Origin of the sequence: Crocosphaera sp. XPORK-15E (assembly GCF_034931425.1) — a bacterium.
In the GTDB taxonomy this organism is placed as follows: Bacteria; Cyanobacteriota; Cyanobacteriia; order Cyanobacteriales; family Microcystaceae; genus UHCC-0190.
In genome coordinates, this window is the sequence record NZ_JAYGHQ010000006.1 from 305713 (window position 1) to 329935 (window position 24223).

General features: G+C 37.3%; 20 protein-coding genes. 15 read left to right on the forward strand and 5 right to left on the reverse strand.

Annotated features, from left to right (window positions below; all coding sequences use genetic code 11):
- The first annotated feature begins 47 nt into the window (after nucleotides 1–47).
- The 3 genes from bioF to VB691_RS08120 are packed head-to-tail and all read left to right on the forward strand — an operon-like array spanning nucleotide 48 to nucleotide 2719.
- Nucleotides 48–1229, forward strand: a complete 1182-nt coding sequence (gene bioF / locus VB691_RS08110; RefSeq protein WP_323290966.1) for an 8-amino-7-oxononanoate synthase — start codon at nucleotides 48–50, stop codon at nucleotides 1227–1229.
- Nucleotides 1219–1914 carry an alpha/beta hydrolase gene (locus VB691_RS08115; protein WP_323290967.1) on the forward strand — a complete coding sequence of 232 codons (696 nt, stop codon included), beginning with the start codon at nucleotides 1219–1221 and terminating at the stop codon, nucleotides 1912–1914. The genes bioF and VB691_RS08115 overlap by 11 nt, the downstream gene beginning before the upstream one ends.
- The gene (locus VB691_RS08120; RefSeq protein ID WP_323290968.1) at nucleotides 1901–2719 is read left to right on the forward strand and encodes a methyltransferase domain-containing protein; all 819 of its coding nucleotides are present in this window, start codon (nucleotides 1901–1903) and stop codon (nucleotides 2717–2719) included. The genes VB691_RS08115 and VB691_RS08120 overlap by 14 nt, the downstream gene beginning before the upstream one ends.
- A gap of 235 nt (nucleotides 2720–2954) precedes the next feature.
- Here the strand turns inward: VB691_RS08120 and VB691_RS08125 are convergent, their stop codons facing one another.
- On the reverse strand, nucleotides 2955–3251 hold the full coding sequence (locus tag VB691_RS08125; protein ID WP_323290969.1) for a HigA family addiction module antitoxin: 297 nt from the start codon (nucleotides 3249–3251) through the stop codon (nucleotides 2955–2957).
- 385 nt (nucleotides 3252–3636) lie between these two features.
- On the opposite strand from VB691_RS08125, the gene gcvP reads away from it, so the two are divergent.
- The 5 genes from gcvP (at nucleotide 3637) to VB691_RS08150 (ending at nucleotide 12163) form a co-directional block, all read left to right on the forward strand.
- Nucleotides 3637–6597, forward strand: a complete 2961-nt coding sequence (gene gcvP, locus VB691_RS08130) for an aminomethyl-transferring glycine dehydrogenase (RefSeq protein WP_323290970.1) — start codon at nucleotides 3637–3639, stop codon at nucleotides 6595–6597.
- Nucleotides 6598–7046: 449 nt separating this feature from the next.
- Complete coding sequence (locus VB691_RS08135; protein WP_323290971.1) at nucleotides 7047–8423, forward strand: serine/threonine-protein kinase; 1377 nt, start codon at nucleotides 7047–7049, stop codon at nucleotides 8421–8423.
- A gap of 134 nt (nucleotides 8424–8557) precedes the next feature.
- Nucleotides 8558–8974: a XisH family protein gene (locus tag VB691_RS08140; protein ID WP_323290972.1), complete on the forward strand. Its 417-nt coding sequence runs from the start codon at nucleotides 8558–8560 to the stop codon at nucleotides 8972–8974.
- On the forward strand, nucleotides 8962–9297 hold the full coding sequence (locus VB691_RS08145; protein ID WP_323290973.1) for a XisI protein: 336 nt from the start codon (nucleotides 8962–8964) through the stop codon (nucleotides 9295–9297). The genes VB691_RS08140 and VB691_RS08145 overlap by 13 nt, the downstream gene beginning before the upstream one ends.
- A gap of 247 nt (nucleotides 9298–9544) precedes the next feature.
- Nucleotides 9545–12163 (forward strand): family 10 glycosylhydrolase, encoded by a 2619-nt coding sequence (locus VB691_RS08150; RefSeq protein ID WP_323290974.1) that lies wholly within the window; start codon nucleotides 9545–9547, stop codon nucleotides 12161–12163.
- A gap of 83 nt (nucleotides 12164–12246) precedes the next feature.
- Here VB691_RS08150 and VB691_RS08155 read toward each other — a convergent pair whose 3' ends face one another.
- Nucleotides 12247–12906, reverse strand: coding sequence for a DUF2301 domain-containing membrane protein (locus tag VB691_RS08155; protein WP_323290975.1), 660 nt, complete (start codon nucleotides 12904–12906; stop codon nucleotides 12247–12249).
- A 396-nt stretch (nucleotides 12907–13302) separates the two neighbouring features.
- Here VB691_RS08155 and VB691_RS08160 point away from each other — a divergent pair, with 396 nt between their 5' ends.
- Complete coding sequence (locus tag VB691_RS08160; protein WP_323290976.1) at nucleotides 13303–13983, forward strand: COP23 domain-containing protein; 681 nt, start codon at nucleotides 13303–13305, stop codon at nucleotides 13981–13983.
- A gap of 96 nt (nucleotides 13984–14079) precedes the next feature.
- Here VB691_RS08160 and VB691_RS08165 read toward each other — a convergent pair whose 3' ends face one another.
- Nucleotides 14080–15900: an alpha/beta hydrolase gene (locus VB691_RS08165; protein ID WP_323290977.1), complete on the reverse strand. Its 1821-nt coding sequence runs from the start codon at nucleotides 15898–15900 to the stop codon at nucleotides 14080–14082.
- Between the two features lie 301 nt (nucleotides 15901–16201).
- Between VB691_RS08165 and VB691_RS08170 the strand changes: the two genes are divergently transcribed.
- Nucleotides 16202–17476 carry an ABC transporter substrate-binding protein gene (locus tag VB691_RS08170; protein ID WP_323290978.1) on the forward strand — a complete coding sequence of 425 codons (1275 nt, stop codon included), beginning with the start codon at nucleotides 16202–16204 and terminating at the stop codon, nucleotides 17474–17476.
- A gap of 8 nt (nucleotides 17477–17484) precedes the next feature.
- Nucleotides 17485–19437: a SpoIIE family protein phosphatase gene (locus VB691_RS08175; protein ID WP_323290979.1), complete on the forward strand. Its 1953-nt coding sequence runs from the start codon at nucleotides 17485–17487 to the stop codon at nucleotides 19435–19437.
- A 1-nt stretch (nucleotide 19438) separates the two neighbouring features.
- Here VB691_RS08175 and VB691_RS08180 read toward each other — a convergent pair whose 3' ends face one another.
- Nucleotides 19439–19792 carry a slr1659 superfamily regulator gene (locus tag VB691_RS08180; RefSeq protein WP_323290980.1) on the reverse strand — a complete coding sequence of 118 codons (354 nt, stop codon included), beginning with the start codon at nucleotides 19790–19792 and terminating at the stop codon, nucleotides 19439–19441.
- Nucleotides 19793–19833: 41 nt separating this feature from the next.
- Entirely contained in the window at nucleotides 19834–20436 is a 603-nt protein-coding gene (locus tag VB691_RS08185) for a DUF6272 family protein (protein ID WP_323290981.1), read from the reverse strand.
- A gap of 258 nt (nucleotides 20437–20694) precedes the next feature.
- Between VB691_RS08185 and VB691_RS08190 the strand changes: the two genes are divergently transcribed.
- The 4 genes from VB691_RS08190 (at nucleotide 20695) to VB691_RS08205 (ending at nucleotide 24207) form a co-directional block, all read left to right on the forward strand.
- Nucleotides 20695–21570, forward strand: coding sequence for a 6-carboxytetrahydropterin synthase (locus VB691_RS08190; RefSeq protein WP_323290982.1), 876 nt, complete (start codon nucleotides 20695–20697; stop codon nucleotides 21568–21570).
- Between the two features lie 236 nt (nucleotides 21571–21806).
- Nucleotides 21807–22217: a CAAD domain-containing protein gene (locus VB691_RS08195; RefSeq protein ID WP_323290983.1), complete on the forward strand. Its 411-nt coding sequence runs from the start codon at nucleotides 21807–21809 to the stop codon at nucleotides 22215–22217.
- A gap of 114 nt (nucleotides 22218–22331) precedes the next feature.
- Complete coding sequence (locus tag VB691_RS08200) at nucleotides 22332–22874, forward strand: EF-hand domain-containing protein (protein ID WP_323290984.1); 543 nt, start codon at nucleotides 22332–22334, stop codon at nucleotides 22872–22874.
- Between the two features lie 208 nt (nucleotides 22875–23082).
- Complete coding sequence (locus tag VB691_RS08205) at nucleotides 23083–24207, forward strand: glycosyl transferase (RefSeq protein WP_323290985.1); 1125 nt, start codon at nucleotides 23083–23085, stop codon at nucleotides 24205–24207.
- The last annotated feature ends 16 nt before the right edge of the window (nucleotides 24208–24223 follow it).

Here is a 24223-nt window from a genome sequence, read left to right on the forward strand (position 1 = left end):
TGGTATACAACGTCTCTACACCAACAACAACTAACCATTAATGTTCTATGACTTGTTCCGTTGACAACAGCAACAAACTCGCATTTATTGATGATGCGCTCACAGAAAGAGCGAAAATGGGTCATCTGAGAACATTACAAAGTTTGATACCACAAAATGCGGTTTCTGTTGTTAAAAATGGTCAAACTTTACTTAATTTTAGCTCTAATGATTACTTAGGACTTTCTAAGCATCCTGCTTTAATTAAAGGGGGCCAAGAATATCTTAACCGATATGGAACAGGGGCGACAGCTTCTCGTTTAGTCGTGGGAACTTATGACATTCATCAACAGTTAGAAGAAAAATTAGCCAAACTTTGTGGTAAAGAAGCAGCCCTACTTTTTAACACAGGATTTCAAGCCAATTCTACTATCATACCTGCATTGGTTGATAAAAAGTCCTTAGTTCTATGCGATCGCCTTAGTCATAATAGTATCTTACAGGGAATTCTCCTCAGTGGGGCCCGTTGGACGCGCTATAAACACAATGATTTAGGTCATTTGGACACATTACTTAAAAAAGGCATTTCTCAAGGCTACAATCGCATTTTAATCGCCACTGAGACAGTATTTAGTATGGAGGGAGATCAAAGTGATGTTGATGGTTTGATTAACTTATCTCAAAAATATAACACACTGCTTTATTTGGATGATGCCCATGCTTTAGGTATCATGGGAGAGCAAGGAATGGGACTAACTGCTTATAAGTCTGGAATTGATATTAGTATCGGTACATTTGGCAAAGCATTTGGTTCTTTTGGGGCCTTTATTACTGCTTCTAAACAGATGTGTAATTATCTAATTAATTGTTGTCCAGGTTTCATTTATACCACGGCTTTACCACCAGCAATTATTGGGGCAATTAATGCAGCCCTAGATTTAATTCCCACCTTAGACAAAGAAAGAAGTTATCTAAGACAACAGGTTAATTATTTACAAAATAACCTTAGAAAATTAGGCTATCAAGTCATTAATTCAGATTCTCCTATTATCCCAGTAATTATTGGAGATGAAACTAAAGCATTAAAATTATCACAATATTTAGAGAAATATAAGATCTTAGCTACGGCAATTCGACCCCCAACTGTTCCCCCAAATACTTCTAGAATTCGCTTAGTTTTATCAAGTCAACATACAAAGGAACAGATTAATTATCTTATTGACATACTCAAAAAATGGCATGAACATTAAAGGAGAAATTATTGCTTATCATGGTTGGGGTTTTGATAAAAACTGCTGGAATAATTGGCAGGAAATTTTATCGAATAACTATACATTTAAAGTTTTTGATCGGGGATATTTCGGGGATGAAATTCTACAAAGATTTGATAATAATCAGAGTAATAAGATTATTTTTGCTCATTCCTATGGTTTACATTTATGTCCTCAAGAACAATTAAAAACAACAGATTTACTGATACTTTTTAGTAGTTTTGATTATTTTCATCCATATCCTGAAAAACAAAAGAAACGCTCAAAATATGCCCTAGAATTAATGATTAATGAATTCACAAAAAATCCCCAAAAAGTATTAGAAGCATTTCAGAAAAAATGTTATTATCCCTTATCTTATATTCCCAATAATCATTCAATTATTCATTGGGATAAATTATCTCAAGATTTAGTGTCTTTAGACTCATCTCAAATTAATCGAGAAATCCTCAAAAATGTTCCAGAAATTTATATAATTCAAGGCACAAAAGATCGTATTCTTTCCCCATTTCATGCCCAAAAATTTGCTAAAAAATTAACTAAAAATAGTCAATATTATGAAATCGAAGGTGTTGGTCATACCTTACCATTTACGGATATGAAGTATTGTTTACCCATTATTAATCAAGCATTAGGAGAAACAGAAAATCATGGCAACACTTGAAATAATATCATCTTGTAAAAAAGAAAAAATTGCTGATAATTTTAGTAAAGGAGTCAGTCATTATTTAGAACATTCTCAAGTACAAAAAGAATGTGCAGATAAGCTATTAAATATCCTCAGAACCCTTAATAATTTGATTCCTGACGGGTCAATTTTAGAGATTGGATGTGGAACAGGTTTTGTTACTCAAGGACTAATTAAACAGTTTCCTAACCGCTTTCTAGATATTATTGATATATCCTTAGAAATGTTAAACTACTGTCAAGAAAATCTACAAATTTCTGATACAGAAAAAGAATTAATTAAATTTAAAGAAATAGATGGAGAGAAATTAGACATAGATAATAATAGTTATGCTGCAATTATTAGTAGTTTTACAGTCCAATGGTTTCAGGATATTATTAATAGTTTTAACCGTCTAATTAAAACGCTGAAACCTGGGGGAATATTATTAGTTGCTTTTCCTAATGATCGCTGTTTTCCTGAGTGGAAAAATGCTTGTGATGCGTTAAATTTACCCTTTACCAGAAATCAATTACCTAATAGTAAACAATTAATACAAAACTTACCAATAGACAATATTCAAACCTATTTTTATGAAGATGAAATTACCATAAGTTATAAAAATGCAAGTGAATTTTTTAGAAGTATTAAAGTCATTGGGGCAGGACTTAATTTGAATAATCAAAAATTGTCAATTCCTGAGATGAAACAATTGATAAATTACTGGAATAATCATAGTAATTTAGATGGGATTGAAGTTACTTATCATGTTACATTTTTAGTGATTACCAAAATTTCGTAGGGTGGACAAGATACAATGATCACACTAAAATATTAGTATTTGCTTAGTCTTATTCACGTTACTATTAAAAATTAGTTAATTATTGGAGTAAATATCAATTATGTGGCGAAAATTTATTGTATTAACCATTGTGATCTCTTGTCTTTTCTTTTTTCCATGCTTTTCAGCTTAAGGTGGGCAATACAAATCAACTGTTAATATCATACTGTCATAAATTTATATTGCTCACCCTACATTAATCTGCTAAAGGGATAATCTGAGTTAAAGTATCCCCTAACATTCTTTTAGCTTCCATCAAATCATAGGCATTTTGTAATCTCAAAAAATAACCTTCTGATAATTGAAAATATTGACACAAACGTAAGTCAATATCAGCAGTTATCGGAATCTTACCATTAATAATTTCTGTAATGGTTACAGGAGAAACATTAATCGATTTTGCTAAGTCATCATCCCTAATGTTTAATTCTTCTAGAAATTCATGCTTTAAAATTTCACCCGCATGAGGGTTATACAATAAAGAGTTATTCATTATTCCAGTATATGATAATCGTTTATCAATACTTTTTATCGTTTATCAATACTTTTTTTTGCAAATTTCTGACCACTTTTTCTATATGTAAAACTGCTGTGGCTGTAATGCTCATTGTATATATCTCAAGGCTATTCAGTCATAGTTTTGTATGTGTAAATCATAGTTTTGTATATATTATCTATATCAAACTGCTATAATCCTATTTACTGTATATATCTCAAGGCTATTTAGTCATAGTTTTGTATGTATAAATCATATTCGGTCATGAATTAATGTAGATACAGTCATCCAATCCCCCATATTGCAAAGTATTGTTACAAGAGATTACAATAACTTGTCAAGAGGACGTAACACCATAAATAGCAAAACCCTAATAACCGATATGCCTAATCTGGACATTGCCACGAATCAAAGTAAAATAAACGATAATAAACCTGCTACTCTCGAAAAAATACTCGCTCCTACAGATAGCTTCGTTAAGCGACACATAGGCCCCAATAACGAAGAAATTGAGACAATGCTTAAAGTCTTAGGATTTTCTACCCTAAACCAACTCATTGATGCCACTGTACCCCAAGCCATTCGCCTCAGTAAACCCCTGAATTTACCAGCAGCACAGAGCGAATACGCTGCATTAGCCCAATTAAAATCAATTGCCTCCAAAAATCAGATATTTCGCTCTTATATCGGCATGGGTTATGCAGACTGTATCACCCCCCCCGTTATTCAACGTAATATATTAGAGAATCCGGGCTGGTATACCGCTTATACCCCATATCAAGCCGAAATTGCCCAAGGAAGGCTAGAAGCTCTCCTAAACTATCAAACAATGATAGTAGAATTAACCGGACTCGAAATTGCTAACGCTTCCTTGTTAGATGAAGGGACAGCCGCAGCAGAAGCCATGACCATGAGTTATGGTCTATGTAAGAACAAAAATGCTCATGCCTTCTTTGTTTCCCGTCATTGTCACCCCCAAACCATCGAAGTTCTTAAAACGCGGGCGTATCCATTAGGAATTGAGATTATTATCGGAGATCATCGCTTCTTTGAGTTCGATACAGAGATATTTGGCGCATTATTACAATATCCTGCTACTGATGGCACAGTTTATGACTATCGTAGCTTTATCCAAACTGCCCATGATAAAGGCGCATTAGTTACCGTTGCGGCTGATATCTTAAGTTTAGCCTTACTCACACCCCCTGGTGAATTTGGGGCTGATATTGCCGTAGGAAGCACGCAACGCTTCGGTGTACCCTTGGGATATGGTGGCCCTCATGCAGCCTATTTTGCTACGGGAGAAGCCTATAAACGGCAAATACCAGGGCGTATAGTTGGGGTGTCTAAAGATGCCCAAGGGAAACCTGCTTTAAGGTTAGCACTACAAACCAGAGAACAACATATACGCCGCGAAAAAGCCACCAGTAATATTTGTACCGCCCAGGTTTTATTAGCAGTTATTGCCGGAATGTATGGGGTTTATCATGGCCCAGAAGGCATTAAAAATATTGCTCAAAGAATACATCAATTAACGGTAATTTTAGCGACAGGATTACAGAAACTCAACTATAGTGTTAATGATGAACCCTTCTTTGATACGGTAAAAATTGGGGTAGGTGATGCTAGTGCTAAAGCAGTTATTAAAGCAGCCGAAACTCGTAAAATCAACTTACGCTTATTCGATGAAGGCATCATCACTATTAGCTTAGATGAAACTACTACAGTCCATGATGTGATTGAATTATGGCAAATTTTTGCCGCAAAAGATAATTTACCTTTTAGCTTTGAAGAAATTGCTAATCAAGTTAAATTTGACTTTCCTATCTTCTTTAAGCGTAGCACAGCTTATTTAACTGATCCCGTTTTTAACTGTCATCATTCCGAAAGCGAATTACTGAGATATTTACATCAGTTAGAAAGCAAAGATCTTGCCTTAAATACTTCTATGATTCCGTTAGGATCATGTACTATGAAGTTAAATGCAGCAGCAGAAATGATGCCCGTAACTTGGCCCGAATTTGGTAAACTTCATCCCTTCGCCCCCTTATCTCAAACGGAAGGCTATCAAATGCTGTTTCAACAGTTAGAAGATTGGTTGGGCGAAATAACAGGATTTGATGGCATTTCTTTACAACCTAATGCGGGTTCTCAGGGTGAATATGCAGGGTTACAAGTCATCCGTCAATACCATGAAAGTCGAGGAGAAATTAACCGCAATATTTGTTTAATTCCCGAATCCGCACACGGTACAAACCCCGCAAGTGCTGTTATGTGCGGCATGAAAGTCGTTTCTGTTAAGTGTGATCATGATGGCAATATTGATATTGCAGATTTAGCCAAAAAAGCAGAAAAACACGCCCAAAACTTAGGGGCATTGATGGTAACATATCCTTCAACTCATGGGGTATTTGAAGAAGGAATAATTGAAATTTGTGACATCATTCATCGTTACGGTGGACAAGTCTATATGGATGGTGCGAATATGAATGCTCAAGTGGGGTTATGTCGTCCCGCAGACTTTGGGGCCGATGTTTGCCATCTTAACCTACATAAAACCTTCTGTATCCCGCATGGTGGGGGTGGCCCAGGTATGGGGCCTATTGGGGTTAAATCTCATCTTATCCCCTTCTTACCCAGTACTGAAGTGGAAAAATACAATAACCCCTATCATAACAATGGTAAACCAGATTCATCAATTGGGGCAATTTCCGCCGCCCCTTGGGGTAGTGCCAGCATCTTAGTCATTTCTTGGATGTACATCGCTATGATGGGGACGGAAGGGCTAACTGAGGCGACAAAAATTGCTATCCTTAACGCAAATTATATGGCTCATCGTTTAGGTGATTATTATCCTATTTTGTTCAAAGGATCATCTAATTGTGTGGCTCATGAATGTATCATTGATTTGCGTCCCCTCAAAAAACGGGCCGGGGTAGAAGTTGATGATATTGCTAAGCGTTTGATGGACTTTGGGTTTCATGCTCCTACGGTTTCCTGGCCTGTTATTGGTACCATGATGATCGAACCTACAGAAAGCGAAGATCTTGACGAATTAGACCGTTTTTGTGAGGCGATGATTACAATTTATCATGAAGCAGATGCGATCGCTAATGGTGAAATTGATCCCGAAAATAACCCCTTAAAAAATGCGCCCCATACCGCACAAACAGTCATTTGTGATGAGTGGGATCACCCTTATTCTCGTGAAAAAGCAGCTTATCCGGCCCCTTGGACTAAAGAATATAAATTCTGGCCTGTTGTGGGACGTATTGATAATGCTTACGGGGACAGAAATTTAGTTTGTTCTTGTGAAGGAATGGACGCTTATAAGGAGGGTTAAAACCCTGGGGGTCAACGGCCATTGACCCCTACATAATTTATCTGTTACCAGTTATTATTAAAAGTTTGATAAGTGATGGGACATGGGATCTTGACATCCTCACGCGCCCTAAAAGGGCGGTGATTCCTAAACCTCACGATTTAGGTTTCTGATTCATTCACCGTTGCATTCCACAGTTAAAAACCATGTACCGTCTTACACAGAGTCCACAGACTTTTATCCCATTTCAGAGATCCGATCCCGATAGCCCATCGGTACGGTTTCAGCTTAAGCTTTTTGTACTTGTTGCTTAAGGTTTTTACCTGTACAAGCATTTCTGTACAGAACCCCCTAACCCTAGTTTTCAAGGTGCATTGCCTACTGCTTAGTTTTCGCTTTTCGGCAGTTCAACTATATCATAAAAAATATAAAGCCGTCCTATAAGGACGGGGTTTCTACCCAAATTTTCGATGATTGATCAAATCTTAAACTCTCGTTATCAAATTAAAGAACAGTTAGGCAAAAATATAGGGCGAAAAACTTTTTTAGCCCAAGATATAACTAATCAAGAATACGTCGTTATTAAATTGTTATTCTTTAATGAAGAATTTGACTGGAAAAATTTAACTTTATTTGAGAGAGAAGCATCAGTATTGCAAAAAATCAATCATCCTGCTATTCCTAAATATTTGGATTATTTTGATGTTGAATTTTCCGACAAAAAAGGTTTTGCCTTAGTTCAAACCTATATTGATGCTCAATCTTTAGCTGAAAAAGTTACATCAGGAAGACAATTTACAGAAGCAGAAATCAAACAATTAGCACAAGAAATTTTAGAAATTCTTGACTATTTACATAGTTATAATCCTCCTATTATTCATAGAGATATTAAACCGAGTAATCTTCTCTTAAATGATCGTTCAGGTAATCATATTGGACAAGTTTATTTAGTTGATTTTGGAGCAGTGCAAACCGTCGCTGCTCAACAGGATGAAACCTTAACAATTGTGGGAACTTATGGTTATATGCCTCCCGAACAATTTGGTAGAAGAACCCTTCCAGCTTCTGATCTTTATAGTTTAGGAGCAACCTTAATATTTCTATTAATAAATATTCATCCCGCCGATTTACCAACTCAAGAAGGAAGAATCCAATTTGAGGGAATTACCAATCAAATTAGTCCGCCGTTTTTGAGTTGGATCAAAAAACTGGTTGAACCCAGTTTAGATCGTCGTTTTACCTCGGCAAAACAAGCTTTAGCAGCTTTAAATTCCCCAATTTTAGTAAATATCATTCAAGCTATTAACCAACCTCCAGGAAGTCTCGTGATTCTCAAAAAAAGTGAAGAAAAATTTCAGGTTACTATTCCATCAATAGGCTTTCATCCTTCTTTAATTGCCATCATTTTATTTGGAATTGCTTGGAATAGTTTTATCCTTTTTTGGACATTAGGAGCCATTTCTTCTCCCTTTCCTTTTAATATCGTGGCAGCTTTATTTTCTTTACCCTTTTGGGGTGTAGGAATTTCCATGATTGGCGGCGTTTTATTTTCGATATGGGGGCAAATTGATTTATTAATTGATCAAAAACAAATTAGACAGACTTATAAATTATTTGGCTTTAAATATGCTCATCCTAAACCGTCTCCTCGCCGAGAAATTCATCGTTTAGAAAGAACTGAAAAAACTTATAAAAGAGACTCTGATGGGGATCAAATAGAAGTTCCTGCTTCCTTAGCAATTTGGTCTGGTCATCAAGAATATACATTAAAGTTATCTGATCCTGAATTAGATTGGTTAGATCAGGAATTAAGTAACTGGTTAGGTTTACCTATTATAAAAAAATAATTATCAAAATTCTGATCTAATTAACCTGAATAATTCACCAAGTTGGTCTATAATTAAAATAGAAGCCGTATGAAAAGCCTAATGTGGGCATTGCCCACCCTACATTGATGTTGTTGAGGTGATTACTATCAATTATGCCAGCAAAAGACATTTATCACCATAGTGTTATAAAAGCTTTGATAAAAGATGGCTGGATAATTACCGATGATCCCTTAAAATTAACCTGGGGAAAACGAGAATTTTTTGTAGATTTAGGGGCAAAACAATTAATTGCTGCTGAAAAAGGAGAACGAAAAATTGCAGTTGAAATTAAAAGCTTTATTGGACTTTCTCAAGCGACTGAATTAGAAAAAGCATTAGGACAATATATACTTTATCGTGATATTTTAGAAGAAAAAGAACCTGAACGCTTACTATATTTAGCTATTCGTAAAGATACATCAGAAGATATTTTTGCTGAACCTATTGGTCAATTAATTGTTCAGAAAAACAAACTAAAACTATTGATATTTGATGAAAATCAGGAGATTATTTTGACATGGATAAATTAACTAATTATCGTAATATTATTCAAAAAGTATTAGAAGACTATGCAGCTATTCCTTATCATTATGGGGACTTAAAAGCGGAATTAATTATTAGTAAAGATGAGAATCGCTACTTGATTATAACATCGGGATGGGAAAATAATGTCAGGGTTCATGCTTGTATAATTCATCTTGATATTATTAATAACAAAATTTGGATTCAGAGGGATAGTTCAGAAGATGGTATTGCCTTAGATTTAATGGAAGAAGGTATTCCTAAAGAAGATATTGTCTTAGGGTTTCATCCCCCTAAAATTAGGGCTTATACTGAATTTGCTGTTAATTAAACATTCTAAGCTTTATCAATTTTAAGCAATTGAAGCTAACAATTGTCCGCTCCGACCCTAAGATTCCCATATTTAAGATAGAATAATCAAAATTTGGGAAATCCTGACAAATCAGAAATAAGGAGAGATTGTTGTGTTGAGGAAGACAAAGTGGCAGGAAATAAACATAAAAAAGAAAAAAATCCTAAGATCTCCTTTAAAACCCCTATTAGGACTCTTATCATCCTTAATTCCCTTCACCCTGCTAATGGCTCCCGCGCAAGCCCTCTTAGGTAGAGTAGGAGTCGTCAAAAGCCCTGAAAACAGCCAACAATGGCCATCAATTCGTAATCGTCTCCTAGCCACAGGTATCCAATTTTGTCTCATTGAATCCCAAAACTGGGAAAAATCCCAGGATCTCAAAGATATTAAAGTCTTATTTTTACCCAACGTTGAACAAATTACCGGCCTTCAAGTCGCAGCTTTAGAAGATTGGATGAAACAAGGTGGCCGAGTTGTTGTCAGCGGCCCCACCGGAAACCTAGCAGAATCAGAAGTCAAAACCCAACTGCGATCGCTATTAGGAGCCTACTGGGGTTATATTAACTCTAGTCCTTCAACCCTCAAATTACAAGAAACGGCTCAATTATCGTTCCTCAACCCCGCTAACCTCAGTGCTACCTTTATCGGTGGGGTTATTATTCCCAGTGACATCAACGCTCAACCCGCAGCAGTTTGGCTCACAGAAGGCAAACCCCCTGGTGTGGTGGTGAATGACAATAGCATCTTTTTGGGTTGGCGTTGGGGAGTTGATGGCGTTACCTCCGCCGCCTTTGATACTACCTGGCTGAAAACCGCCTTAAACCGTTATGGAATTAATGCCAATAATCAATTAGTAGTTGTTAATTCCGTTGATATTCCCGCCTGTGATGCCAACGCCACTACCCCTAGAGAACCTTTTCCTATCTTACCTCCCGAATATATCCCCAAACCCGAAACTCCCCCCCAAACCCCAGTTACTCCCCTCCCTGACTCCTCCCTTCCCTCCCCAAACTTAAGAAGCGATCGCACTCTCCAATCTTCTGATTATCCTGTCTTATCTCCTCCTATTTCCGGCATTTCTTCCCAACAAGCTCAGGCCATGAGTCAAGAACTCCAAAACCTGATTGCCCGCTTTGAAAGCACTCTCCTCACCGCCCAAGCTAATTCTGTTCCGATGGTTGCCCTGCCCTCAGAGCAGTTAAAAAATGCGGCTCAACCTCATCTTAATGCCTCTCTCCATGAGTCTCAACAAGTCTTAAACGAAGCCAAACAAAGCTTAAAAGCCTTTCAACAACTGGTCAATCAACAACAGTATGATCAAGCTCGGCAACTATGGTTAAAAGCTCGTCGCAGTCTCTGGGATAGCTACCCCGCAGAGCATCAATTTATGCAGCCGGAAGTTAGGGCCATGTGGTTAGATCGGGGTACCATTGTTAAAACCCGTTCAGAAGCAGATTTAGCGGTAATTTTTGACCGTATGGCTGAGGCGGGAATTAATACAGTTTTTATTGAAACTGTTAACGCTAGTTACCCTATTTATCCTAGTCGTGTCGCCCCAGAACAAAATCCCTTAACCAAAGGTTGGGACCCCCTTAGAGTGGCGATTAAATTAGCCCATGAAAGAAACATAGAAATTCATGCTTGGGTGTGGTTATTTGCGGCGGCTAATCAAGGTCATAATCAAGTTTTAGGACAACCGGCCGATTATTTAGGGCCGGTTCTTTCCCAAAACCCTGATTGGGGAATTACTGACCAAGATGGTAATTATTTTGATAAAGGGCCTCAATTTAAAAAAGCGTTTTTAGATCCTGCTAACCCCAAAGTTCAACAATATTTATTGGCTTTAGTCGAAGAAATTGCCACCAATTATGATGTAGATGGTATTCAATTTGATTATATTCGTTATCCTTTTCAACAACCCCAAGTTAATCAAACTTTTGGTTATAGTAAATCCTCCCGTTATTTGTTTAAAGATATGACCGGGGTTGACCCGATTGAAATTTCTCCAGGACACCCTTTATGGAATCAGTGGACAGGGTTTCGGATTCGTCAAATTGATAGTTTTGTCTCGACAGTTTCCCGTCGTCTTAAGGAGAAAAAACCTGATTTAATTCTTTCTGCTTCTGTGTTTCCTATTGAAAGAAATGATCGCCTATTTCGTCTTCAACAAAATTGGGAAGAATGGATGAGTCAAGGCTGGATCGATATGATTGTGTTAATGACTTATGCTCTCGATACGGGGAATTTAGAAGAACGGACTCAAGCCGCTTTTGATGATAGTTTGCCAAAGTCTTCTTTGATTATTCCTGGACTCCGTTTATTGAAGGTTCCTGACCCAGTAACTATCGATCAATTACAATTAGTTCGTAATATGCCGATTGGGGGATTTTCTCTGTTTGCTACGGAAAATTTAACCCCTTCTCTACAAACTTTGTTAAGTCGTTCTCAACCTCCTCAAACTCCCCAACCATTGCCCTATCGTCAACCATTTCAAGCTGCTTATGGCCGTTATCAAGCCCTACAAAAAGAATGGGGGTTTTTGTTAAGTCAACAGCAATTAATGATCCCTAAAGCTAATCTTAATGATTGGAGTCAACAAGAAAGGCAATTATCCCAGGCTTTAGGGCAATTAGCCTCTCAACCTTCTCCCCAAAATTTGGCCACTGCTAGACGCATTTTAAGTCAATTTCAGCGACAGTTTCCTAACTGGATGAATCAACAAAAACGCCTTCAGCCTTATCAAGTTCAAGTCTGGGAAAATCGTCTGGAAACCTTAGAAAAATTACTCGCTTATGGAGAAAGAAAAGTCATTCAAGAAGGAAGGGGAAGAATTAGTCAAAAATAAGCAAAAATAGAAAAGCAAGCCAGAGGGCGCAATGCTTGCGCCCCTACAAGCGGAAAAATTGGGACAAAGGCATTTTTGCGAGATTAAGAAACTGAGACAGAACGCTGTTGCTTAAGATAGGTAAAGACCGATTTATCCCCAATATCAGAGGGAATCTCTTGAGGAACTTTTCTTAAGGCAAAAATCATAAATAAGCCGGCCCAACTTCCCAATAATATCTGTTCTACCAGTAAGGGCAAAACTCCGCTTAAATGGCCCAGTAAAAGGAAGGGAACCAAGGGGGTTAATAGTTTGGTTTCGAGACGATTAAAACAAAATGCCTCTTTAAAATAAATCCCTGTTAAGGCCACAAACATAAAGCCCATCCCCAATAGGGTAAGAGGTTGATGATATACTGTCACAGCCAAGGGTTCTTGACTGTTTCCAGCGATGATCACCGCTGAAATGACCCCAATTCCCCAACAGAATTGTAACAGTCTATGAAGGGGAATTAAATAAATATGAATCGTGATTAAACTAATGGCAAGACCTAGACAAAATAGGCCAAATAACGGTGTTAGTAAACTTAAGGTGAGGGAAGTTGCTCCCTGCCAGAGAATCAGTCCACTGCCTACAGCAAAGCTTAAGGCCGCTAATAATAAACCCCCTCGATAAATCTTCACTCCCCTGCGATCTTCTGGGGTAATGGTAAATTGTCCGAATTGTCCCTGATAGACTTCTAACGTCTCTTGTGTAGTATTCATCGTCTTCTCTATTACCAACGGAATAGTTCAATTTTATCGTGTTTTCTGAGAAAAGATCTCAGATTAGGATTGATTATAAATTTAGTCTTAAATTTTTCTATAATTGTCATAATTTAAGATAAAATATTTAGTTATATTTCGTAATTGTTTTTAACAAAATCCCGTAAAAAAATCCAATTGTAAAATAATGCTAAGATTGTTAGTTTTGAACAAAACTCAAGAGCCAGAATAATTATTATGAGAAGTAAGGCGCTAGGCAGAGAGAAACAATTTAGCGACCTAAAATGTGTGGTGTGAGGCAGTATCGAAGACCCTAAGCTAATTAGCTAAGGGCGACTAAAAAAAATATAGCAGTTGCTATTAAAACACTGCTTCTTACACTCTTTGGAGGTCAAAATGGTTAACAATTACGCTAAGGTTATTGCTGTAGGTGCGTTGGCTGCTGTTGGTGTACTCGGTGCTATTTCCGAAGCCCAAGCCCAACACTTTAAGTATCCTGAAACCAACATGGTAACAGAAGGATCTCCTAGTCCTGTTGATTGGAATAGTAACCGAGCCGTTACTCCCCATGTTCAACAGAAAATGGTGTTTGCTTGTGAAGCTCAGGCAGATGGCACTTATGCCACCACAGCCAGAATGGTAGAACAAACCGTTGATCCTGATCACTATCCTGTTTACAGCGAAGAAGTGATGTATGAAAGCCCCACTGCTTTGATCAACTGGTCAGCCACCTTGAGTTCTGATAATCCCAAGGGTGCTTACACTCCCGAAAGCCGCTGTCAAGCTGTCAGTGCGCGTTTAACCAATCTCTCCTACGCCTATGGCCTAATCACCCCTGAGCAAGTTGCTCAAATCGGTGAAGCTAGTCTTGTCGGGACGGCTAACGGACAACGAGTCATCTTTATCTCTCAAGATCCTAAAGATGCCTCAACCCGTAATGTGATCTTCACATTGAAACCGGACAACGCCGCCAGAGTTGAAGCTCCTAAAGTTCTTACTCAGTTTCAAACTGGTATTGCTGGAAGTATTGGGGGTCCTGATCTTGCTCCTGGCGAACGTCCTCCCGTCCAAGAATAGGCCAATCTTGAGGGAAAGATACGTTAGTATCGATGATTCTTTCCCTTTTCTGCCCTGGAGAGTAGGTATGGTTCCTGCTCTCTATTTTTTTTTGTCTTAACTCCATCGATCAAATTGTCCCGTGTGAGTATGAAGTAATCCCGTAAACAACTCATTGAGTTTTTCCGTACTAGATTCAGGTTTCAGTAATTGCTGTCGTGCATCCACAAAATAATGTTGGAAGTTAACGATGGGTAATGAGGAGAAATCGGGTTTAAAAGGCATTAAAGAGGGTTTTTGATGGCCTAGGTTTAATACATTGAGCCAAGTATCTAAACTTGAGGGTAATTGAGTCCCAAAGCGGAACTTGAGGTTTTTCTCAGACCAAGACTCAATATAAGTCCCGGTCAAAAACCCCTGATAATCAGGCCCTTGGGGGGTCAACTGTTGAATAAAGGCCAAACTCACCCCTCTCGCCACCTGACGCAAGGGTTCCGCCTTAATTCCCATCACTTCTCTGACTAGGGTATTTTGTCCCATAGCACTATTCCCATTACTAATATCCGTCACACTCATGTGAGTGGCCCCCACCGCTACCAGAAGATACTTTTCCCCAGACAGTTGTTGAAAGGGTTTTAATTGATGGGGAATGGTGGGGGTAATGCCATCCTCAGAAGCAGATAACATCAGGGTAGGAATGTTAATCTCAGATAAGTGATTACCAAATAACTCCCCAATAATGGGATTAAAGACAATAATTTGTTTAATACGATGATCTTTAAACTTTCGTTCACTATAGGGCAGTTCCCCCGCCGCACATTGTAACCAATCTGCGGGCGATCGCCCTAGGGGTTCATTTTCCTGGCAAAAACGACGCAAAGCTTTCAAATCTAAGGTTGCCCCTCCTAAAGCTAAGGCCGTATAACCCCCAAAAGAATGACCGATCATGCTCACTTGTTCGGTATTAAATTTCCCCTTAAATTGCCCCTTTTGTTGCGTTAAAGTGGTTAATTGAGTCAAAACAAAACTAATATCTTGAGGGCGATCCACAAACTCCGCCGGGGGTAAAATTTGACTAAACTTCAGGCCAGTGGCGGTTTTAATTAAAGCATTAATATCACTTCCAGGATGTTCGACAGACACCACCGTGATGCCATAGGAAGCTAAATGACGGGCCAAATATCGTAAAAAACGGCGATCGGCAGCAAACCCGTGGGACATCACAACTAATGGCCCTTTAGTCTTTTTAGCATAGTAAATATCAAGGGGAATTTGGCGATCGCGGCTGCGATCATTCAAAACTAAGGTTTCCATCAACACCGTTTCTTGTCCTGGGGCCGTGGGGTCAAAACGAGGGACAATGGGGGTAGAATTGGTTGTTTTTAGAGCTTTTTCTAACTGAGGGGCAATTAATTGACTTTGTAAAAAAGACGCATTTAATTGAATGCCCAAACTAGCGGCTTTTGAGAGATCAATGGTGACAGTTTCTTGAGGATAAACCCGCAAAAGATTAACAACACTCAATTTACTTGTTTGTCTTAAGAGTAATTTTAAAGCCCCTTTTAGCTCCTCTGGGTTACTATTCGGTAAAACAGCAGTAATTTGATTTAATAGTCTTTCTCCATCATCACTTTTAAACAGATCGTTCAAAAACTGTTCAGCGATCAGGGGATCAATAGTAAAGCTTTTTTCTAAAATGTCCTTAACTTGAGGGGTCAATAAAAAGCTGTATGGTTTTAGTTCAGCAGATAACTCTCCCGTATTAGCAAACTTTTCTATATCTTCAACCTTAATTTTATGACGCAGTGGGCCAATTTGTAAGATTAATTGCTCTGCGGCCGACGCGGAAGTCATGCAAGCTCCCAGAGACAATAATAGAGTAGAAATACCCCCTACTAATTTAAACATCAAGGGTAAGGATTTTCTCAAAGATTTCATGAGTGCCAACGTTCAACAATGGATAATGGATAATGGATAATTATCAATTGTCAATTATCCAATGATAATAAGCGGTAGCCTTAATTTTCCCACTTTTGGAGTCTAGTCTAGTCAAGTTAGTCTGTTTTCCTCGGTTCAGCCTTAAGCATAAACTCAGTGGGACTCTTTCCTATAGTATTCCCAATCACAAGGATTAAGCTAGCAGTTAATTTTTGCATTTTTTTATTAAGTTTACTTGACAAATCCTCTGGTTATATGAATGAAATGTAAAATATCAAAAAGAGACTCTGTTGCCACTGCGATGAAATTAATTAGCAAATTCTTAGTTGTTTTTGCCGTTTTACTTTGTATCTGTCTCCTCATTCATCCCAGATTAGTCTATGCCAAATCCCCGCAATTAATTTATGCAGAACCCCAACCGATTAAAATTGGAATGTCGGCGGCTTTTACCGGAGCATCTCGTAGCCTAGGAATCGAACTTTATCAAGGTTCAATGGCTTATTTTGACTATATTAATCGTGCTGGAGGCATCAAGGGCCGTCCCATTGTCATTCAAGGCTATGATGACGGCTATAATCCCCTACCTGCTATCCTAAATACTACTCGTCTCATTGAAAAAGATCAAGTCTTTCTCTTGTTTGATTATGTGGGAACCCCAACAGTAACAAGAGTTTTACCCTTGTTTATCAAGTATCAAAATAAGCCGATTTTTCTCTTTTTTCCCTTTACCGGGGCCCAACCCCATCGCCAACCGCCTTACAATGAATTTGTCTTTAATTTGAGGCCATCTTATCGAGAAGAAACGGCGGGGTTAGTCGAAAATTTTCTAAAAATTGGTCGTAAAAAAATTGCTGTTTTTTATCAAATTGATGCCTATGGGCGCAGTGGTTGGGATGGGGTGAAACGTAAACTAAAAGCTGAGGGATTTAATATTGTTGGGGAGGCTACTTATCGCAGAGGAACAGAATATAGTAGCAGTTTTCAAGCCCACGTAGACATTTTAAGAAAAACTGAACCTGACGCGATTATTTCCATTGGTAGCTATCAAGCTTGTGCGGGTTTTATTCGAGATGCTAGAAATGCTAATTGGGATGTTCCTATTGCTAATGTTTCTTTTGTCGGTAGCGAAAGTTTACTTAATTTGCTCTTAAAAACTTCTCGAAGTACAGGCATAGACTATACCCAAAATCTGATTAATTCTCAAGTAGTTCCCAGTTATGACAATATTGCTTTGCCAGCAGTTAAAGAATATCGCCGTCTCATGGATGCTTATCAACAAAAGCCACCACCAAACTTAGTGACTGAACCCTATCAAACTCTCCCTTATAGTTTTGTGAGTTTTGAGGGATTTTTGAATGCTAAATTATTAGTTGAAATTCTGCAAAATTTACCTGATTTATCTAATCGAGAAAACTTAAAAACAACAGTTAAAAATATTCATAATTTGGATTTAGGTTTAGATGTTCCTGTTGAGTTTAATGCTAAATCTCATCAAGGATTACATAAAATTTATTATATGACTGTTAAAGACAATCACTTTGTCCCAATTCTTAGCTGGAAACAGTGGTCAAAATGACGATGAAGATGTCAAAGTTACTAAAAAAAGCCCTGATAGCAGCAGTGATCCTTTTTGCAATTATTGCCGTTTTAACTTCCCTATTTTCAGTGTGGAATCTTAATACCTATTTGGTAGCAGAATATAAGAATAAGGGAATGGCCCTCACTCAATCTATTGCTCGTTCTAGTAGTCATCTTATCTTTAATAGTCCCTATGAAACAATTCAAGCATCTATTGATGATTATCTAGCAATTAATGGCATTGCTTATGTCTTTGTTGAAGATGATCAAGGAGAAATAATTTCTCATACTTTTGTACCGACTATTCCCGAAATTTTTGCCAATCATAATCTCTCAACGGTTAATCTTCTAGCAGAAGAATTGACAGAAACTCCCTTAATTCAGAATCTAGATATTGCTGGTTTGGGCAGAGTAATTGATATTCAATCTTCCATTTTAGCAGGGGTTAGTGGTCAAGTTCACGTCGGTTTATCTTGGCAATTAATTGAACATCAAATTTTGATAGCAACTCTTAAACAAGTTGCTGTAATTGCTTTACTATTTATCGGCATTAGCTTAATCACTTATGTTTTAGTTGGCAGTATTTCTGAGGATTTAAACTTGCTAATTCAAGGGGTTAAAATGGTTCAAAAAGGAGAATATGAAGTTAATATATCAGTCCGCGATCGCAATGAAATCGGAATGTTGGCCTTGGCTTTTAATCGCATGGTAACAACCGTCAGCGACTATGCTAAAAGTTTGCAAAATTCTCTAAAACAATTATCTGATATTAAATATGCTTTAGATCAATCTTCTATTGTCAGTATTGCCGATCTCACGGGTATGATAACCTATGTTAATGATAAATTCTGTGAAATTTCCGGTTATTCCCAAGAAGAATTATTAGGTAATACCTATCATCTAGTTAACTCTAATTATCATGGGGTGAAATTTTATCATGATCTCTGGGAAACCATTACCAGTGGAGATATTTGGCGAGGAGAAATTAAAAATAAAACGAAAACAGGAACCTATTATTGGGTTGATACAACTATTGTTCCTTTTCTGGATGAATTAGACGAAGTATTTCAATACTTAGCGATTCAAACTGAAATTACAGACCGCAAAGACTTACAAGAAAAATTAGAGGCAAAGGTCAAGGAACGCACAAAACAATTAGGACTAGCAAACGAAGAAATTAGCTTACTTAATGAACAATTGAAAGCAGAAAATATTCGTATTGGGGCGGAATTAGATGTGGCCCGTCAAATACAGCAATTAATTCTCCCTAAACCGGAAGAACTCGCAGCAATTCAAGGGTTAGAAATTGCCGGATTTATGGAACCAGCAGCAGAAGTAGGCGGAGACTATTATGATGTTCTTTATACTGATGATATGGTAACAATTGGTATTGGAGATGTAACGGGTCATGGGTTAGAAAGTGGTCTTTTGATGGTGATGACTCAAACAGCAGTAAGGACTCTTAAAGAATTGCAAAAAATCGATGCTGTTACCTTTTTAGCTACCCTTAACCGTGTAATTTATAAAAATTTAAAGCGTATGAACTCAGACAAAAATCTTACCCTTTGTATTCTTAATTATTCCCAAGGAATAATCAGTTTAAGTGGACAACATGAGGAGGCCATTGTGGTACGGGCCTCCGGCGAAATTGAACTTATTGATACCATAGATTTAGGTCTTCCTATTGGGTTAGATCAAGACATTACTAATTTTATCGCTCAGGTTACAATTGAGTTAAATTCTGGGGATGGAGTGGTTCTCTATACCGATGGAATTACGGAAGCAAGAGATATCAATAAAACTCATTATGGACTAGATAGATTGTGTGATATAATTCAGCAAAATTGGAGATTTTCCGCCCAAGAAATACAACAGAAAGTGATTAAAGATGTCCATAATCATATTGGAGAACAACGGGTGTTTGATGATCTTACTTTGTTAATAATTAAGCGGCAATAACTTAATTAATTTCTAAGGTTAAATTAGGTAACAATTTCTTCAAATTTTTCAAAGATTTTTTTTGCCAGGGCATTTCATCCGAACCTAAAATCACTAATTGAATCTGGTTATTATTTCTAAAACTTAGTACAAATTTTGACAACATACTGATGCCAGAACTATTTAAAAAAGCTAATTCTTTCAGATCTAAAGTTATCTGTGAAGGGGCGTTACTTACCACATTTTCTAATAACTCAATGATCGGTTCGTATTCTTTGGCCCCCTCTAAACTTAAATCACCTTGAAAGTTAATAATTGTTCCCTCAGAATCATAAAAAATTCTGTAATCTTCACCTTTAATTTCTTTTTCTTTCATCTTTTTAAATTCTCCTTAATTGATAATTGTTAGAGATCTCGCTAAATTTTGATTGTTGCCATAATAGTTACAAAAATAAGATCAGAATTGTTTGATTCTCTCTCAAATTTCCAACCTAGTTTAGCAGAATAATCATTAATCATGGTCAGAAAACCTAGTCCTGATCTACCAGAATGTTTATTTTCTAGACTTTTTTCAATCCTAGTAAGATATAATTCATCTGGATCTGATTCTAGGACTTCATTAATCGAATTTTTGAGATTTTTTATGTCTGATTGACTCACTTGATTAATGGTCATAATAACCACTGTTAATTCCTCAGTTGTTTGAGGATAATCCAAAAAATAAATGCCAAATTTTACTTTGTCTTGGCTATTGACATCATTATAACGCATGGCATTTTCTATTAATTCATTAGCCACATAACTCACAATTGCTTTACTTTCTTTAATTCGTTTTTTGTCCTGATTATTGTCCTCATCAACCGGAATAAAAGATGAAAAATAATCCGCCACAAAATAGGCTGATAATCTATTATTTCTCCAGCGTTTTTTCAGAGCAATTGAACTCGGAGAAAAAATCAATTCTAAGGAACCCTGATGTAAGGAAAATTGCTCGGTAAAGTCTCCAAAAACTTCAATCATAATTTTTGTTGATAACAATAACTAACCAGAAAATAAAAGACTTGAATTTTCATTAAGTCTAACATCAATGCCCTAGGACAGATTAATTATTTAAGATTTCCTGTCTACTACTGATTATGCCCATTTTTTCGGAAGGATTTAACATACCTAAAAAATTTTTTCAGGATCATGGGTTTTACAAAAATCCCTCGAAACCGTTTATCCTGGAAATAAGTAGAGTTTACTTAACTTTACAAAACCCAATTTTTAACCGTCGCTATGCAATGTATCATAAACCGTCGCGCTCAGTTCTCAGCGAGTCACCGCTATTGGTTGCCGGAATGGGATGAAGCCGAAAATCAACGTAAATTTGGGGCTAATAGTCGTTTTCCTGGTCATGGACACAATTATGTCTTATTTGTCTCCCTATTAGGTGAAATAGACCAATATGGAATGGTAGAGAACCTTTCTACTGTTAAACAAGTGATTAAACAAGAAGTAACCAGTCAACTTGACTACGCTTACCTTAACGACGTTTGGGCAGAATTTCAAACCACTTTACCCACCACGGAAAACATTGCCAGAGTAATTTGGCAACGGTTAGTCCCCCATTTACCCCTCGTCAAGATTCAACTATTTGAACATCCCCAAATGTGGGCCGAATATCAAGGAAACGCCATGAAAGCTACTTTAACCATTCAAACCCATTTTAGTGCGGCCCATCGTCTGGCCCTGCCTCACCTCAGTTTAGAACAAAACAGCGAAATTTATGGCAAATGCGCCCGTATCAACGGCCATGGTCATAATTATCATTTAGAAGTCTCCGTAAGCGGCGAAATTGACTCCCGTACCGGAATGTTAGTGGATTTAGAGGACTTACAAACTATTGTTAACGATTATGTAGTAGAACCCTTTGATCACAGCTTCTTAAACAAAGATATCCCCTATTTTGTTCAAGTGGTTCCCACGGCCGAAAATATTGCCCTACACATTGCCCAACTACTGCAACAACCCATTGCTAACCTGGGGGCCCAACTAGAAAAAGTTAAATTAATCGAAAGTCCTAATAATTCTTGTGAGATTTATTGCGGGGAGTTGCCCCAACCTCAAGCAACCGCCTCCGAAAAAGAAACTGCTTTACTGTCCGTTCATTAACTAATGTAACGTTATTGTCCTTAAATCCCCAGACTTGATTGAACTGGCCCTAGGAGACATCCTGGGGCTATAGACTTGAATAGGAGTGTTATATAGTTGCCTAACTGAAACGATCTACGCCTCAAAGGTGTCTGATAAGATGGGCAGAAGCTAGACAGTCTACTAATATATAGTTTGATTGTCTCCTCGCCCTAAAAAACCTCCAAATCTTAGATTGTGATAAGGATAGATCAAAGATGGAATCGAATGTTCAACAACAAACAACGCCCAAAGACTTGAGTAATGAAGCCCCAGGTACAATTATGACAAAGCCTTCTGTTGGGGATCAACCCTGGCAAGAATGGCTGACTCCGGTTGTGGATATCCTCGCTAAAGTCCCCGAATATATCGGACAATTTTTTGGTGAGTACAAACAACCCTTAACCACTCTGGGCCTCTTACTTTTAGCGATTATTAGTGTCAAAATTATCGTTGCCGTTTTGGGAGCGATCGATGATATTCCTCTGTTAGCTCCTATCTTACAAATTGTAGGATTAGCTTATACTGCTTGGTTTGTCTGGCGTTATCTCTGGAAAGCCTCTAACCGTAAAGAGTTATTGGCTGAATTTGATGCTTTAAAAAATCAAATGTTTGGCGATAACGGCTAACCCTCATAACGTTTTGTACGTTTAAAATCCCTCCGGCTATTATAGTACGGAGGATTTTTGTATTTAGGGTAAATTGCGGTAAAATAGCTATGTTATCTCTAAATCAGACTAATAATGCTTAGCCAACTTAGACAAAAAAAATTAACCCATTTATTTGACATTTTAGACCTTAATCATGACGGCGTACTAAGTCCCGAAGATTTTAGTCAAGCTATCAATGAAATTACTAACCTGAGAGGCTGGAAATTGGGATCTCCTGAATATGAAGAACTGCATTTTTTCTGGACTGGTTTTAGTAGTCGTTTGCAAGTTTGGTCTGATCGCAATGGCGATGGAAAAATCACTCAAGCTGAATGGTTATGGTATTTAGAACAAATGCTAGATGAGTTTAAAGCTTACTATATTAAACAGGGTTTGATTAATATTACTTTAAAATCTATGGACTTTTCTCAAGATGATAAGATCAGTTTAGATGAATTTAAACGATTTTATCAAATCTATAAAATTGCCGATCAAGAAGCTAATCAGACTTTTGGAAAATTAGACTTAAATCAAGATGGCTATCTGACAAAAGATGAATTAAATATCTTACTTAATGAGTTTTTCTATAGTGAAGATTTTGAGGCTCCTGGTAATTGGTTTTGGGGTAATTATTAATTGATTTTTGTTGAATAACTACTATAATGGTTCTACCAGTTATGCTAAATCATCACAAATAATAGACTTTAACTCTTAAGAGTTAAGCTATATAAACAAAGGTTGCCTACGCAACCTATAATTTAGTCCGCGAAGGCGGACTTAGTTTTGATAGAATAAGGCTTTAGCCTATTGTTAGTTTAGCTAAAAATCTTTGCCACTTAAGCAAATGACTTCCTTAATTAATCATTCTCGCCCCGTCCTTTATTTAGCAGCTACTGGCCATGGTTTTGGTCATGCTGTGCGAATTTCTACGGTAGCTGCGGCTATCCAAAAATTGAATCCTGAGATCTTATTAATTTTTGCAACAACTGCCCCCAGATGGTTGCTAGAATCCTATATTCCAGGGGATTTTATTTACCGTCCGAGAGCTTTTGATGTGGGGGTAATTCAATCAGATAGTTTTCAGATGGATAAACCAGCAACTCTAGAAAAAATGCAGGAAATTTATAAAAAACGGAATGCCTTAATTGCGGGAGAAATTAACTTTATTAAAACCAATAAAGTTAACCTTATTTTAGCTGATATTCCTCCTTTAATGGCTCCCATTGCTAAATTAGCGGGTATTCCTTGTTGGATGATGAGTAATTTTGGTTGGGATTTTATTTATGAAGCTTGGGGGGAAGAATTTGATGATATTGTTAATTGGATCAAAGACTGTTATCAACAATGCGATCGCTTATTTCGTCTTCCAATGGCGGAACCCATGAACGCTTTTAATTCTATTATTGATGTGGGTTTAACTGGGGGGACACCTCATTATTCTTCTGAAGAATTAAGAACTAAATTTAAGATAATAGCTGCCCAAGATAAAACGATTTTATTAACCTTTGGTGGCTTAGGTTTAGACCAAATTCCTTATCAAAATTTAGCTCGATTTTCTGACTGGCAATTTATTACTTTTGATCGCCAAGCTCCTGATTTACCTAATATAATAAAAATTAGTGAACCTTTATTGCGTCCCGTAGATTTTATGCCAATTTGTAGCAAAGTAATTTCTAAGCCTGGTTTTAGTACCTTTTCAGAGACAATGCGTTTAGATGTTCCTATTGTATCCTTAACTAGAGATGATTTTGCTGAGGCTCATTTATTATTAGAAGGCATTGAAAATTATGCTGATCATCAAATTATTGATACAGAGACTTTTTATCAAGGCAATTGGGAATTTTTAAATAAGTCTCCTCACCCTCCAAAAATTGGTAAAATTTTACGAAAAGATGGAGCAGAAATGATTGCACAAGCTGTAGTAGATTTTTTTGAAGATTGCCGAAAAAATCTCAGCAGCGATCTATAAAAACCTAGTTGCTTTT